The following is a 13,772-nucleotide window of genomic DNA, read 5'->3' on the forward strand; positions in this document are numbered from 1 at the left end:
CCGGTGCTCAGCGGAGGGTGAGCGCCGTCTCGGACTCGACGCGGGTCAGCTTCTCGGGGTTGCGGACGTAGTAGAGCCCGGAGATGCGGGCGTCCTCGACGCGGACCGCCAGGACGCCGTCGAGTTCGCCGTCCAGCCGCAGGACGAGGGCCGGGCCGCCGTTGACCACGGCCACCTCGGTGGTGATCTTGTGCCGGATCCGGCCGGTGCCGCCGATGATGAAGCGGGCCACCTTCGCCGCCCCGGTGACGGGCCGCGGCGCGGCCTGCTTGAGGCCGCCGCCGTCGCCCATCAGGACGACCTCGGGGGCGAGCACGTCGAGGAGGCCCTGGAGGTCGCCGGTCTCGACCGCGCGCCGGAACGACTCCAGGGCCGCCCGGGTCTCGCCCGGCGAGACCGCCTCGCGCGGGCGGCGCGCGTCCACGTGCCCGCGGGCGCGGTGCGCGATCTGCCGGACGGCCGCGGGGCTCTTGCCGACCGCGTCCGCGATCTCGTCGTAGCCGACGGCGAAGACCTCGCGCAGCACGAAGACGGCGCGCTCGGTCGGCGACAGCGTCTCCAGGACGAGCATCAGCGCCATCGACATGCTCTCGGCGAGCTCGACGTCCTCCGCCACGTCCGGCGAGGTGAGCAGCGGCTCGGGCAGCCAGGGGCCGACATAGGACTCCTTGCGGCGGGTCATCGTGCGCAGCCGGTTGAGCGCCTGCCGGGTCGTGATCCGGACCAGGTAGGCGCGCCGGTCGCGCACCTGCCCCAGGTCGACCTTGACCCACCGGAGCCACGTCTCCTGGAGGACGTCCTCGGCGTCGGCCGCGGAACCGAGCATCTCGTAGGCGACGGTGAAGAGCAGCTTGCGGTGGGCGACGAAGTCCTCGGTCGCCGGGTCGGCGGCGTGGTCGCTCATGGCATGGTCCTCCCGTTCGCGCGCTCGTTCACTGGACACCGGCGGCGGGCCGTTCGTGACGTCCGCGCGAGTGCGCTCCGTCACAGCGGCGGCGTGGCTGAGGCCCGTGCCGCCCCTCAGCGGAGGCGGTGGTGGAGGGGCGCGGCCAGCTCGATCGTGCTCATCATGAGGGCGACGGTGTAGTCGATCAGGTGGTCGCGGTCGACGTCCAGTTCGCCGCGGAACCAGGTGCTGAACAGCTCCCAGAGGCCGGCCGTGAGGGTCAGGCCGGTCAGCTCGACGTCGATGTCGCGAAGGAGGACCTGGTCCAGGGTCTCGTGGGTCTGCGCGGTGAAGATCGCGGCCATGCTCCGGAAGATCTCGATGCGCCGCCCCTGGAGCAGGGGGGAGGACGGGAACGCGTGGGTCAGGATGTGGGCGCGGCGCGGATCGCCGGTCAGGAAGTCGAAGATCGCGGTCACCACGGCGCGGGTGCGGGCCTGCGGGTGGCGGGGGGCGCCGCGGGCGGCGGACAGGATCACGTCGGTGCCCTGGGCGACCTGGTCGTCGACGATCGCCAGGAGCAGCGCCTCCCGGTCGGGGAAGCTCTCGTAGAAGTAGCGGTCGTTGAGCCCGGCCTCGGCGCAGACCTTCCGCACGGTCGTGGCGGCCCACCCCTGGGTGCCCAGCAGTTCCAGCCCGGCCGCCATCAGCGCGGCGCGGCGGCGGGACCGGCGCTGCTCGGCGGGCACGCCGCCGTAGGGGCGCGCACGGGAGGTCTCGGTCACAGCCCCGATTGTGCCGCATCCCTTGACTTCGCCCCTAATTCTGGAGACGGTACACACCAGAAATATCTGGTGTGTCGCTTCACCAGAAATCTCGGTCGCGACGAGACGGGAGCGTGAGGTCGGTGGCCACGGAGATCCCCCCACAGCTGACCATGGCGGACATCGACCTGGGCGATCTGCGCTTCTGGACCCGGCCGCTGGAGGAGCGGGCGGAGGCGTTCGCCGTGCTGCGCGCCCAGCCCGCGCCGGTGCTCTTCACCCTGCCCAAGATCCCGTTCCTGGGGCAGAGCCCGGGGTCGTGGGCGCTGGTCCGCCACGCCGACGTGGCGGAGGCCAGCCGCAACCCGGAGGTGTTCAGCAGCGAGCCCAGCGCCACCAGCCCTGCGGACATGCCCCGCTGGATGGACGGCTACTTCAACTCCATGATCGACATGGACGATCCGCGGCACGCCAAGATCCGCCGGATCGTGTCCCGGGCGTTCAGCCCGAAGATGCTCGCCAAGGCCGAGGACGACATCGCGCGGCGGGCCGCCCGGATCGTGGACGAGCTGATCGAGGCGGGCGGCGGCGACTTCGTGTCCCGGGCCGCCGCGCGGCTGCCGGTCGAGGTCATCTGCGACATGCTGGGCATCCCCGCCCGCCACCACCGGCGGGTGGTGGACCTGACCAACATCATCGTCGGCTACAGCGACGCCGAGTACGTGGGCGCCACCGTCGAGTACAGCCGCGGCACCGCGCGGATGGGCCGGCTCGGCACGCTCCGCATGCTGGGCACGGTGGCGTCGGCGGGCTTCCGGCTGCATCGGCTGGCGGCCCAGCTCGGACGCGAGCGCAGGGCATCGCCCACCGGCGACCTGACCTCGGCGCTGGTGAACGCCAACGTCGACGGCGAGCGGCTGAGCCCGCGCGAGTTCGCCGCGTTCTTCCTGCTGCTGGTGGTGGCCGGGAACGAGACCACCCGCAACGCGATCGCGCACGGCCTGAAGCTGTTCACCGACCACCCGGACCAGCGCGATTTGCTGCTGGCCGACTTCGACGGGCGCATCGCCGGGGCCGTCGAGGAGATCGTGCGCTACAGCAGCCCCGTCATCTCCATGCGGCGCAACCTCACCCGCGACCACGAGATGAACGGGCACACCTTCCGCAAGGGCGACCGGGTGACGCTGCTCTACTGGGCCGCCAACCGCGACGAGTCGGTCTTCACCGACCCCGATCGCTTCGACATCACCCGCTCACCGAACCCGCACGTCGGGTTCGGCGGACCCGGCCCGCACTTCTGCCTGGGCGCCAACCTGGCCCGGCGGGAGATCACCGTGATGTTCCGCGAGCTGTTCACCCGTCTGCCCGACATCACCGCGGGGGAGCCCGACCGTCTCCAGTCCGGCTTCATCAACGGATACAAGCGCCTGCCCTGCACCTTCACGCCTCCGCGCCCCCGGGGCTGAAACGGCGGCGGCCGTTCCCGCCCCGGGGGCGGCGCGCCGGCGAAGACCGAGGCGGCGCCCGCGGTGGTCGGTCCAGAAGGCGGCGCGGGAGCGGTTCACTGCCCGCGGGGCGCCGCCGAGCCGCTCACGGTGCCCATGTCGTCCCGTTCGTCGCCGCGGTCGTCGGCGGTGCCCCCGGACCGGGGGACCGGCACGCGCTTCTCGCGGTCCTCGCGGGCCGGCCGGGTGCGGCGCCAGCGGAGGAAGGGCTCGACGCCGCGGGCGATCAGCGGCCCGGCGATCGCCAGGATCAGCACGTAGGCGGCGGCCAGCGGCCCGAGCCGGGGATTGATGCCGGCGGACACGGCCAGCCCGGCGATGACGATGTTGAACTCTCCGCGCGGGACCAGCGCTGCCCCGGCGCGCAGGCGTCCGCGGGAGGCCACCCCCGCGCGGCGGGCGGCCAGCCATCCCGAGGCGAGCTTGGTGGCGATCCCGGCCGCGGCGAGCAGCGCGGCCACCCCCAGCACGGGGGGCAGCTGGCCGGGGTCGGTGTGCAGGCCGAAGAACACGAAGAACACGGCGGCGAACAGGTCCCGCAGCGGTGCCAGCAGGTCGCGGGCGGTGTGGGCCAGCGGTCCCGACAGGGCGATGCCGACCAGGAACGCCCCGACCGCCGCCGACACCTGCAGCTGCTGGGCCAGGCCGGCCACCAGGAGGGTCAGCCCCAGCACCTTCAGCAGCAGCACCTCGTCGGTGGGGCTCGCCACGAACCGCTCGACCAGCTTGCCGTGCCGAAGCGCGATGAACAGGATCAGGGTGATGGTGGCGGCGGCGATGCCCAGGGTGGTCGCCCCTGCGACCAGGGAGGCCCCGGCCAGCAGCGCGGTGAGGATCGGCAGGTAGGCGGCCATCGCCAGGTCCTCGAACACCAGGATCGACAGCACCGCCGGGGTCTCCCGGTTGCCCAGCCAGCCGAGGTCCCCCATCACCTTGGCGGTGATCCCGGAGGAGGTGACGTAGGTGACGCCGCCGAGCGCCACCGCCGCCACCGGCCCCCAGCCCATCACCAGCGCCACCGCCACCCCCGGCGTGGCGTTGAGCAGCAGGTCGGCCAGCCCCGCCGGAGCCGAGGTGCGCAGCGTTCCGACCAGTTCCCCGGCGGTGTACTCCAACCCGAGGGTGAACAGGAGCAGGATCACCCCGACCTCGGCGCCGAGCGCCACGAACTCCTCACTGGCGCCGAGCGGCAGGATGCCGCCTGAGCCGAAGGCCAGCCCTGCCACCAGGTACAGCGGGATCGGTGAGATGGAGAAGCGGACCGCCATCGCGCCCAGCAGGCCCAGCGCCAGGACGATCGCGCCCAGTTCGATCAGTTGTGTCGCAGCGTGCATAGATCCCTCTCACCCGCCGTGCAGGATGGCCGCGACGGCGGCCGTTCCCTCGTCGGTGCCGACCACCACCACGACGTCCTCGGCGCGGAACTCGAAGTCCGGTCGCGGGCTGGCGATGACCTCGCCCTCGCGGACCACCGCCACGATCGAGGCGCCGGTACGGGTCCGGGCCCGGGTGTCGCCCATCCGGCGGCCCACGTACGGCGAGGCGGCCGTGAGCGGGATCTGCTCGGTCATCAGGCCGTCGACCTGCCGGTTCAGCTCGGCCAGCCGTTCCACCACGCGGCCGGTGCCCAGCAGCTCGGCCAGGGCGTTGGCCTCCTCGTCCGCGAGCGCCACCGACACCACGCAGGTATCGGGATCGTCCTTGTCGTAGATCACCAGATCCCGGCGGCCGGTGCGGTGCGACACCACCCCGATCTGGCGGCCCCGCCCGGTGGTGAACACATGCCGCAGCCCGATGCCCGGCAGCGATGTCCGCTCGACGTCCATGGCCCTCTCCTGTTTGCTCCGTGATCTCCGTGGCCGGCCCGGCCGCCCCTGATCGCCGCCAATGAGGTTCCGAACATGATTTCAGAGCCGACCGGAACACGACATTAGGTGAATTCCGCGGTGGCCAGTGCAGCTCACGGATGGGGCGAGGGCCTCGCCCGCCCTCATCCGGGCCCCTCCGCGACCGGCGGCTGGGCCTGGATCGCGGGCGGTCGGACGTGGTCGCGCTCGTGCACGAGCCGGTGCCGGCGCAGGGGGCGGTTGGAGAGGCCGACGGAGACGACGGCGGCCGCCGCGGCCAGACCGCCCGCGAGGAGGGCCGCCGGCGCGGAGGTGAGGGACGCGAGGAGCCCGCCGCGGAAGTTGCCGATCTCGGGGCCGGCGACGCCGATGACGTGCTCGACCGAGGAGACCCGGCCCCGGTAGTGGTCGGGCGTCTCGATCTGCACCAGCGCGCCGCGGGTGACCACGGCCACGGTGTCGGCCGCGCCGGCGGCGGCCAGGCAGCAGAGGGCGAGCCAGAGCGGCGCGGCCAGGCCGAAACCGGCGAGGGCCAGGCCCCACACCGTGGCCGCGACGAGCTGGACCAGGGCGCTGCGGCGGAGCCGGGTGACCGTCCCCGAGAGCAGGCCCGCCGCGAGCCCGCCGACCGCGAGCGCGGACAGGAACAGCCCGAGCGTCCGGGGGTCGCCGCCGAAGCGGAGCTCGTTGACCACGGGGAAGAGCGCGACGGGCATGGCCAGGACGGTGGCGGCGAGGTCGATGCTGAAGGACCCCCAGAGGATCGGGTGCCGGAAGACGATCGCCCAGCCTCCCGGAAGCGGCCCCCGACCGGGCCGTCCCGCCTGCGGGGAGCCGTCGGCGCGCGGCGCGGGCATCGCGGGCAGCCGGATCACGGCGGCCAGCGACGCGGTGACGGCCAGGGCCTGGATCGCGTACGCGGCGGGGTAGCGCCACTGCGCGAGCACGACGCCCGCGATCGCGGGCCCGACCAGCATGGCCGCCTGGAAGGCGATGTTCTGCAGCGCGAGCCCCGCGGCGACCTGGTCGGCGGGCAGCAGCCGGACGGGGAAGGTGCGCCGGGCCGGGGCCCCGAGCGCCGCGCAGCCGGCGCCGGCGGCGACCAGGGCCAGCAGCAGCGCCACCGACCGGTTGCCCGCGGCGGCCTGCGCCGTGAGGGCCAGGGCCGCGAGCGCCTGGCCGCCGGTGGTGGCGCGGACGAGGCTCCTGCGGTCCATGGCATCGGCCAGCGACCCCCCGACCAGGCCGAGGACGAGCATCGGCCCACCCGTGGCGAGCCCGATGGCCCCGGTCCACAGCGGGCTGCGGGTCAGCTCCCACACCTGCTGCAGGACGGCGACGACGGCGATCTGCCCGCCGATCGAAGCGAGGGACGACCCGAGCCACAGGTCGCGGAACGCCCGGCTGCCGCGCAGCGGACGGACGTCGACGACCGTCTCGCGCCAGACCACGGCTACTGCTCGGCCGGGGCGGCCGGAGGCGCGGGATGGGGGGGCGGCGCCTCCAAGCGGGCGAGGATCCGGTCCCGCATCGGCCGCCGGGCCAGCGCGCGCTCCAGTTCGGCGACGACGCCGCTGAGCGGATGGGGCACCTCGTCGTCGAGTTCGGCGACCGCCGCCTCGGTCGCGCGCCATTCGGCCTCCAGGAAGGGGACGAGGCCGCGACCGCGGTCGGTCAGGGTGATGCGCCGCGTGCGGGCGTCCGCGCCGGGCTCGGAGTCGACCAGTCCCTCGCGGCGCATCGCCGCGATCGTCTGGCTCATCGCCGAGTGGGAGCGGTCCAGCGACTCGGCCAGTTCGCGGATCGTCAGCGGGCCGGTATGGGCGAGCCGGATCAGGGGGTAGGCGAACCGGGGGCGGACTCCCCGGATGCCGCGCTCGGTGTACAGCGATTCGATCTGGGCGTCGATGGCGGTCAGCAGGGCGAACAGGCCGCTCCACCGCCCGGGCGCCGCGGTCGGGTCCGAAGATGTCACAGCGCTAATATAACAGCGCTCATGCATTCACCCCGGCGGGGCCGCGGAGTGCGCCCAGACCTGGAGGGGAGGCGCCTCCCTCTGCCGGGGGAGGCCTGTCGGCCTGTCGCGGATGAGGCTGGGCCCTGACGTTCGTCGAGGCGTTGAGGGCGAGGGAACACATGACGGAAGCGCCGGCCGGCCGTGCCCTGCCGCTGACCGGATGGTGGCGGCGGTGGCCTTCGTGGGCGGGATACGCCGCAGCCGGATGTGCCGCACTGTACGGAGCGGCACTCCTGGCGGGCGCGCTCGCGGGACGCCTGTCGGTGGTCGGCGTGCCCGGCTCGGCCCTGCCCGCGACCGCCCTGCTGCTGGTCGGTGCGGTGTTCGCGGCCGCCACCGTCCGCCCGTGGGGACGGGCGCTCCCGGTCCGGGTGGTCTCCGCGGGCGTGTGGACCGCGGCCGCGTCGGCCTTGGCCGGCAGCTGCTTCGTGCTGCTGAACCTGATCGAGCTGGTGCTGACGGGCTCCGTCCGCGACCGCGGCGGGGACGGCGACTGGTCGGGCTTCGCCGAGCGGCTGTGCTTCGCCGCGGTCGGTGCCCTCTTCGCGGCCTCGGCGGTGTCGTGGCGCCGCCGGACGGCCTCGGCCTGCACCCGCTGCGGACGGGTGCACACCCGGCGGACGGCGGGCGTGGAACGTCCGGCGCCCCAGGCCGCGCCGCGCAGGGTGCGCTGGACCGCCTACGCCGGCTGCGCGGCGTTCGCGCCCTACTTCACCCTGCACGCCCTGGGCACTCTCGGCGGCTGGGCCGAGGTCGAGGACCACTACACCGACGGGCCACGCCCTTACATGCTGCTGGTCCTGCTGCTGCTCATCGGCCTCGCGGATTTTCTCCTGCTGGGCCTGGTCCGCCCCTGGGGCATGGTGTTCCCGCGCTGGGCGCCGTGGCTGGCGGGCAGGCGGGTGCCCAGGTTCCTCCCGCTGGCGCCGGTCTGGCTGATCGCCCCGACGCTGGCCCTGTACGGCGCGGGAGGCATGGTCCTGGGGATCCTCCTCGACATAGGGGCCGTCGGCTCCGACCCCCATTGGCCGTCTCTCGGCGAGGCGGCCTCGCTGGCCTTCGGGGGATACGGCTGGGCCCTGGCCATCGCCGCCGTGTCCTACCAGCGCCGCACCCGCCCCCGCTGCGCCGTCTCCCCGGCGTCTCACCAAAAATCGTGAATTCCGAAGAGCGGCCTATTTCTGGCCACTCGCGGGAAGCGGGTTTCCGGCACGTGGGACGCCATGCGTTCCGGTAAAGAATGATCTCGCATTGTGCAGCGATATCGGCAATGCGGGCGTCTCGTCGCGGGCGTGTGTTCAGATGAGGCGGAAGAAGGATCACTTCGGACCCGCGTGGGGGGACAACGGCATGAGGCATCGGGGAGCTTGCATTGCGGCGGCGGTCGGTGCCGCCGCCGTCGTCGCGTCGTTCGGTCATGCGTCGGCCGCGGACCGGCGTCCGGGATCGGTGCTGGCCGAGGAATCGTTCACCAGGGCCACCGCGGATTCGCGCTTCGTCGGGTACGGGTCGGCCTGCCTGACGGGCGCACGGCGCGGGAACCCCCCGGCGGAGGCCGCGAACCATCCGCTCGGGGGCTGCCGCCGGGATCCGGTCGGTCCGGTGCCGCCGGGCGGCGCGGCGCCCCGCGGATACCTCCAGCTCACCGACGCCCACGTCGAGCAGACCGGCGCCGTGATGTTCGACTCGCCGATCCCGGCGAAGGACGGCCTGGAGGTGACCTTCGAGCAGTGGCAGTACGGCAACACCACGCGGGGGCCCGCCGACGGGATCTCGTTCTTCCTGACCGACGGCGCCCGGCGCCTCGCCACGCCGGGCGCGTTCGGCGGAAGCCTCGGCTACGCCCAGAAGCAGCCGGGCGGCAGCCCCGACGCGCAGTTCGTCCCGGGAGTGGACGGCGGCTATCTCGGCATCGGCCTCGACGTCCTCGGGGAGTACTTCGGCGACGGAGAGGGGCGCGGGAACGGCTGCGACCGCCGTTCTCCCGCCGGGACGGCGTTCCGCCCGCCCGCTCCCGGCCCCAATATCGTGACCGCGCGCGGCCCCGGAAACGGCACCACCGGCTATTGCCTGCTCGCCGCCTCCACCGAGAATTCCACGCGGAACGGCCCCTGGCGGTCGTCGCTTCCGGGCCGACTCCACGGCGACCTCAAGAAGATGCCCGCCAATGCCACGCCGGAAAGGGCCGAAAAGCTCCTGGAACCGGTGAAGCGGATCGTCCGCGTGGCGATCTCACGCGGACGGAACCCGGTCGCGACGGTCGACATCGACTTCCGGAACGGCGACGGGTTCAAGCGGGTGCTGAGGTTCGCCGCTCCGAAGCCCGTCCCGAGCACCGTCAAGTTCGGTTTCGCCGCGTCCACGGGTCCGCTGACCGACGTGCAGCTCATCCGCCGGGTCGTCGTGCGCTCTCAGGATCGCTAGCCGGAAGATCGCCGGGGCGGCTGCTCAGGCGAGCGCGGCGACACCTTCGTACTCGCCTTGGAGCGCTTGGCCCGTGGTCTCGTATTCGAGGAGCAGCAGGCCCTTCGGGGTCGCCTCGTGGTGGACGAGCCGCAGACCGGTCGGGACGCCCGGCGCGTCCAGCAGGCGCCGGCCGGTCCGGAGCACCGCGGGTGCCACCACGAGGCGGAGCGTGTCGACCAGCCCGGCCGACAGCAGCGCGTCTCCCAGCCGGGCGCTGCCGTGCACCTGCAGTTCCCGCCCCGGCCGCGCCTTGAGTGCCGCGACCGTCTCCACTGGATCGCCCGCGAGGACGGTGGTGGGGTCCCAGGTCCCTTCGGCGAGGGTGTTGGACACGACGTACTTCGGCAGCGTGTTCATCCGTTCGGCGAACGGGTCGGCCGGGTCGGTGATCTTCGGCCAGTCGCGCGCGAACGCCTCATAGGTGCGCCGGCCGAGGAGCAGGCCGTCGGCGAGGTCGAGCCAGCCGGAGACGCGCCGGACGAACGCCGGGTCCAGGTGGGGGACGAGCCAGCCCCCGCGGGCGAAGCCGCCCGTGGTGTCCTCGTCCGGCGAGCCGGGGCCCTGGCTGACTCCGTCGAGCGTGACGAACTCGGTAAGGGTGATCTTCATCGTGCGGTCGTCCTCTCGGTGAAGGCGGCCAGTTGGCCGGCGACCGTGCCCCAGCCGTCGGCGAAGCCGAGCTTGTGGTGGTGGGCGCGGGCCTCCGGGTCGCCGTGCCGGACGACGAGCCGGTAGTCCGTGCCGTCCGGATGGTCGTCCAGCGTGATCGTGGCGGTCATCGGGACCGGCGCGGGGTGCGCGGGCCGCCACGTGCTGTCGACCGCGTTGGTGAACACGATCCGGCGGGCCTCCTCGACGGCGAGGAAGCACGCGTCCATGTGCGGGACGAACGCGGACCCGTCCTCGCTCAACCGCGTGACGAACGCCCCGCCGGGCCGCGGTTCCAGGCGGTCCACCACGCAGCGGGCCGGGGCGGGGACCCACCACTGCGCCAGCTGGGACGGGTCCGTCCAGGCGCGCCAGACCGCCGCGCGCGGTGCGCGGATGATCCGCTCCAGGCCGAGGTCGAGTTCGGGATTCATGGCCTTTCCTCCGGGTCGGTGACGAACTGGTCGAGGCGGTCGGTGCGCCCCTCCCAGATCCGGCGCTGCTCGGCGAGCCAGTCGTCGACGAGGGCGAGCCGTTCGCGGTTGAGCGCGCAGGTGCGCACCCGGCCGGACTTGACGGTGCGGATGAGCCCGCTCGATTCGAGGGTCCGCACGTGCTTCATGAACGAGGGGAGTGTCATGGGGAACTCGCGGGCGAGGTCGCCGACGCTCGTGGGCCCGCGGCCGAGGCGCCGCACGACGGCGCGCCGGGTCGGGTCGGCGAGGGCGACGAACACGCCGTCCAGTTCCGCCAAATGCTGTGCCATGCGGCTAAGTATTGCGTCCCCGCGATGGTTAGCGCAAGAGCTAAGTATCGGGGAGGGTGCGCGGCACCGGCCGAGGAGCCGGCCGAGAGCGAGCAGCGCGGTCAGCGCGAAGACGTAGGGACAGGGCGTGCAGGCGAGGGCGCGGGGCGAGGGGCCGATGCCCGCGGCCCCGGCCGGCATCATCTCCCGACCTCCCAGGCCGCCCGCGGCCCTGGCCTGTCGGCGCGCTGGGCCGGGCCGCGGGCGGCGGCTCACCGGGGGAACCGGCCGGACTACGGCTTGGCCGGGTCGTACAGGTCGAAGAAGTTGGCCTCGCCGCGGTCGAAGCGGCGGTCGTCGTCGTCGAAGAAGCCCTTGAACTCGTTCGGCTGGTAGAGCTTGAACAGCTTGGCCGGGGTGCCGTCGGCGCCGGAGGCGTCCAGGATGGCGTTGGCGGCCTTGCGTCCGGCCTCGTTGGCGCCCTCCATGGTGGCCAGGTTGATGTCGGCGCGGACGTAGTCGGAGGCCAGGAACAGGTTGGGCAGGGCGGTGGCGGCCTCGGGCCGGTAGTTCCAGGAACTGGGCCTGTTGATGAGGAGGGGCTCGTCGTTGGCGACCTGCGGGGTTCCGTTCCCCGTGATGGCCGGGTCGATGAAGTAGGAGTGGATGTTGGCGTCCTGGAGGATGATCCCGTTCCAGGGCAGGGCCCTGCGGAGCTGGGCGACGACCTCCTTGAAGATCTGGTCGGAGGTGCAGTCCTTGGCCGCCTTGCCGTAGAGGATGCCGGGCTTGTCCCAGGCGGACAGGTCGATCGACAGGCACTCGTTGACCTGGCCGTTGCCGTAGGTCGTGCCGAACTTCTTCTTCCAGAACTGGGCCTGGCTGATGGAGGTCAGCGCCCACGGCTGCCCGGCGTAGGCGACGTGCCCCTTGGCCAGGTCGATCGGCTGCCGCAGGTAGATCATGATCCCGTTCATCCAGTCGGTCGTCAGCTCGCGCAGCGACTTCAGGCTCGGGTCGACGGCCAGGATCTGGTCGTTGAGCAGCGGCACGGCGCGCTCGACCGGCACCGCCAGCACGTAGTAGTCGGCGTCGACCGTGCTGGTGCCGGAGGCGCCGGTGACCTGGGCCCCGCTGATCTTCTTGTCCTGGACGTCGAGCCGCGTGAGGGTGGCGTCGGACTGGAAGGTCACGCCGAGCGACTTGAGGTAGGCCACCCACGGGTCGATGAGCGCCTCGTTGGTCGGGGCGTTCAGCAGCCGGTCGGGCGCCTTGTAGCCGCCCAGGCCGAGGGTGCTGTAGACCCACGCCTCCGCCATCAGGCCCATGGTGTGGGCGTTGGCCTTGTCGGGCTTGGCCGCCACGAGGGTGCCGGTGAACATCTCCACCAGCAGCTCGTTGTAGGCCTTGGACATCTTCTCGGCGTGCACGAACTGGGAGAAGCTCATGTTCTCCCACTGCTGGTAGCGGCGCTTGGGTCCGCTGGTGACGAACGCGATCATCTTCTGGAGGAAGTAGCCGACCTCCACCACCGGGACGGCCCCGGCCACGTTGAGCGCGGTCTGCAGGAAGGCCAGCAGCGAGTCCGGGCTGAGCGTGCCGATGATGCTGCCCTTGGCGGGCAGGGTGAACTTGGTGCCCTTGTAGAACGCGGCGACCTGGTCGCCCGCGACCAGGTTGTCGAAGGCCTTGCCCCCGCCCGGCAGCGGGATCCGGGACATGGTGTCGGGGAGGTTCTGGTAGAAGCCGGGGAAGAACCGGAACCCGTGCTCGGCGGGCAGGTCCTGGCGGCCCCCGCTCGCGGTGTTCGGGACGGGCATGCTGCGGCACTTGCCGCCCCAGGCCTTGCGCTCGTAGACGGTCACCTGGAAGCCGCGCTCGGCCAGCTCGTGGGCGGTCGACAGCCCGCCCATCCCGCCGCCGAAGATCGCGACACGGCGTCCGGCGGCCGCGCGGCCGGTCCGCGGGGCGCGGCGGGCGGCGGGGACGGCGGCCTGCGCGACCCCGGAGCCGAGGGCTCCGGCGGCGGCGACGGCTCCGGCGGCGGCGATCGCTCCGGTGACGAACTGGCGGCGGCCCAGCCCGCCGCCGGCGCCCGGTCGCCCGCTCGCCGGCGGCTCGCTCTGCGACGACGGGGTCTGCGATGGAGTCCTGTCCTCCACGGCGCACTCCTTGGGGGGGTGGTTGCTAACCGACACTCATGTCGGTTGCGGATGGCCCCTCACTATGAGCACGCCGCCGCGCGGCGTCAACCCCTTCGCGTGATCTCGTTCCGGGGGAGCGCGCCGGGTCACCGCGGTCTGCCGAGTCCGTTCCACAGCAGCCTCACCACGCCTTCGACCAGCAGGGACCTGGGCATTTCGGGATTGCGCTCCCACCACTGCGCCACCCCGTCCAGGCCGGTGATGATGAGCTCCACCATCGCCTCGGCGATCGGTTCGCGGGGGTCGACGCCCATCGCCCGCATATCGTCGGCGAGCAGGGCGGTCACCGCCTGGGCCCGGGACTCCCGGATGCCCTGGCGGACGATCCGGATCTCCGGATCGTTCTCGTTCGCGTGGTCGAAGAGAAGTCTGCGCCCGGCGGACCCGGTTTCGGTGAAGCTGAAATACGCGTCGATGGTCGACCGCATCCGCTCCTCTGCGGGTCCCACCGCGGTGATGCGGGCGCCGACGTGACTCATCAGCGCCGTGTTCTGCTCCTGCATGACGGCCAGCAGCAGGCCGCGCTTCGACGGGAAGTGGTCGTACACCACCGTCCGCGCGACTCCGGCGTGAGCGGCGATCTCGCTCAGCGACGTGCCGTGGTAGCCCTTGCCCGCGAAGAGCTCCAGTGCGGCCGCCGTGAGGAGCGCCCGCCGCGCCGGCCCCCGCATCCGCGTCCTTGGCGGATCT

The 13,772-nt window shown here is 72.8% G+C and carries 14 protein-coding genes; 3 read left to right on the top strand and 11 right to left on the bottom strand.

What is annotated here, in order from left to right; genetic code table 11:
* Window positions 1-7 precede the first annotated feature (7 nt).
* Window positions 8-904 (bottom strand): RNA polymerase sigma-70 factor, encoded by an 897-nt coding sequence (locus ABWI07_RS14745; RefSeq protein WP_353818848.1) that lies wholly within the window; start codon window positions 902-904, stop codon window positions 8-10.
* 116 nt (window positions 905-1,020) lie between these two features.
* Entirely contained in the window at window positions 1,021-1,671 is a 651-nt protein-coding gene (locus tag ABWI07_RS14750; protein ID WP_149257003.1) for a TetR/AcrR family transcriptional regulator, read from the bottom strand.
* Window positions 1,672-1,823: 152 nt separating this feature from the next.
* Between ABWI07_RS14750 and ABWI07_RS14755 the strand changes: the two genes are divergently transcribed.
* Window positions 1,824-3,116, top strand: a complete 1,293-nt coding sequence (locus ABWI07_RS14755; RefSeq protein WP_149257941.1) for a cytochrome P450 — start codon at window positions 1,824-1,826, stop codon at window positions 3,114-3,116.
* A gap of 95 nt (window positions 3,117-3,211) precedes the next feature.
* Here the strand turns inward: ABWI07_RS14755 and ABWI07_RS14760 are convergent, their stop codons facing one another.
* The 4 genes from ABWI07_RS14760 to ABWI07_RS14775 all read right to left on the bottom strand — a co-directional run bounded on the left by ABWI07_RS14760 (window position 3,212) and on the right by ABWI07_RS14775 (window position 6,977).
* Complete coding sequence (locus tag ABWI07_RS14760) at window positions 3,212-4,489, bottom strand: cation:proton antiporter (RefSeq protein ID WP_149257002.1); 1,278 nt, start codon at window positions 4,487-4,489, stop codon at window positions 3,212-3,214.
* Window positions 4,490-4,498: 9 nt separating this feature from the next.
* Window positions 4,499-4,981, bottom strand: coding sequence for a cation:proton antiporter regulatory subunit (locus ABWI07_RS14765; RefSeq protein WP_149257001.1), 483 nt, complete (start codon window positions 4,979-4,981; stop codon window positions 4,499-4,501).
* Window positions 4,982-5,145: 164 nt separating this feature from the next.
* Window positions 5,146-6,453 (bottom strand): MFS transporter, encoded by a 1,308-nt coding sequence (locus ABWI07_RS14770; RefSeq protein ID WP_149257000.1) that lies wholly within the window; start codon window positions 6,451-6,453, stop codon window positions 5,146-5,148.
* Window positions 6,454-6,455: 2 nt separating this feature from the next.
* Window positions 6,456-6,977, bottom strand: a complete 522-nt coding sequence (locus tag ABWI07_RS14775) for a MarR family winged helix-turn-helix transcriptional regulator (protein ID WP_353818849.1) — start codon at window positions 6,975-6,977, stop codon at window positions 6,456-6,458.
* Between the two features lie 161 nt (window positions 6,978-7,138).
* On the opposite strand from ABWI07_RS14775, the gene ABWI07_RS14780 reads away from it, so the two are divergent.
* On the top strand, window positions 7,139-8,179 hold the full coding sequence (locus ABWI07_RS14780; RefSeq protein WP_353818850.1) for a hypothetical protein: 1,041 nt from the start codon (window positions 7,139-7,141) through the stop codon (window positions 8,177-8,179).
* A 289-nt stretch (window positions 8,180-8,468) separates the two neighbouring features.
* Entirely contained in the window at window positions 8,469-9,443 is a 975-nt protein-coding gene (locus ABWI07_RS14785) for an L-type lectin family protein (RefSeq protein ID WP_353818851.1), read from the top strand.
* Window positions 9,444-9,467: 24 nt separating this feature from the next.
* Here ABWI07_RS14785 and ABWI07_RS14790 read toward each other — a convergent pair whose 3' ends face one another.
* The 5 genes from ABWI07_RS14790 to ABWI07_RS14810 all read right to left on the bottom strand — a co-directional run bounded on the left by ABWI07_RS14790 (window position 9,468) and on the right by ABWI07_RS14810 (window position 13,753).
* Window positions 9,468-10,094 carry a dihydrofolate reductase family protein gene (locus ABWI07_RS14790; protein ID WP_149256996.1) on the bottom strand — a complete coding sequence of 209 codons (627 nt, stop codon included), beginning with the start codon at window positions 10,092-10,094 and terminating at the stop codon, window positions 9,468-9,470.
* Window positions 10,091-10,567: an SRPBCC domain-containing protein gene (locus tag ABWI07_RS14795; RefSeq protein ID WP_149256995.1), complete on the bottom strand. Its 477-nt coding sequence runs from the start codon at window positions 10,565-10,567 to the stop codon at window positions 10,091-10,093. Before ABWI07_RS14795 ends, ABWI07_RS14790 begins: the two co-directional genes overlap by 4 nt.
* Window positions 10,564-10,899, bottom strand: a complete 336-nt coding sequence (locus ABWI07_RS14800) for an ArsR/SmtB family transcription factor (RefSeq protein WP_353818852.1) — start codon at window positions 10,897-10,899, stop codon at window positions 10,564-10,566. Before ABWI07_RS14800 ends, ABWI07_RS14795 begins: the two co-directional genes overlap by 4 nt.
* A 272-nt stretch (window positions 10,900-11,171) precedes the next feature.
* Window positions 11,172-13,040 (bottom strand): hydroxysqualene dehydroxylase, encoded by a 1,869-nt coding sequence (locus ABWI07_RS14805; protein ID WP_353818853.1) that lies wholly within the window; start codon window positions 13,038-13,040, stop codon window positions 11,172-11,174.
* A gap of 128 nt (window positions 13,041-13,168) precedes the next feature.
* The gene (locus ABWI07_RS14810; protein WP_149256992.1) at window positions 13,169-13,753 is read right to left on the bottom strand and encodes a TetR/AcrR family transcriptional regulator; all 585 of its coding nucleotides are present in this window, start codon (window positions 13,751-13,753) and stop codon (window positions 13,169-13,171) included.
* Window positions 13,754-13,772: the final 19 nt, after the last annotated feature.

Origin of the sequence: Actinomadura sp. NPDC000600 (assembly GCF_040492135.1) — a bacterium.
Lineage (GTDB): Bacteria > Actinomycetota > Actinomycetes > Streptosporangiales > Streptosporangiaceae > Spirillospora.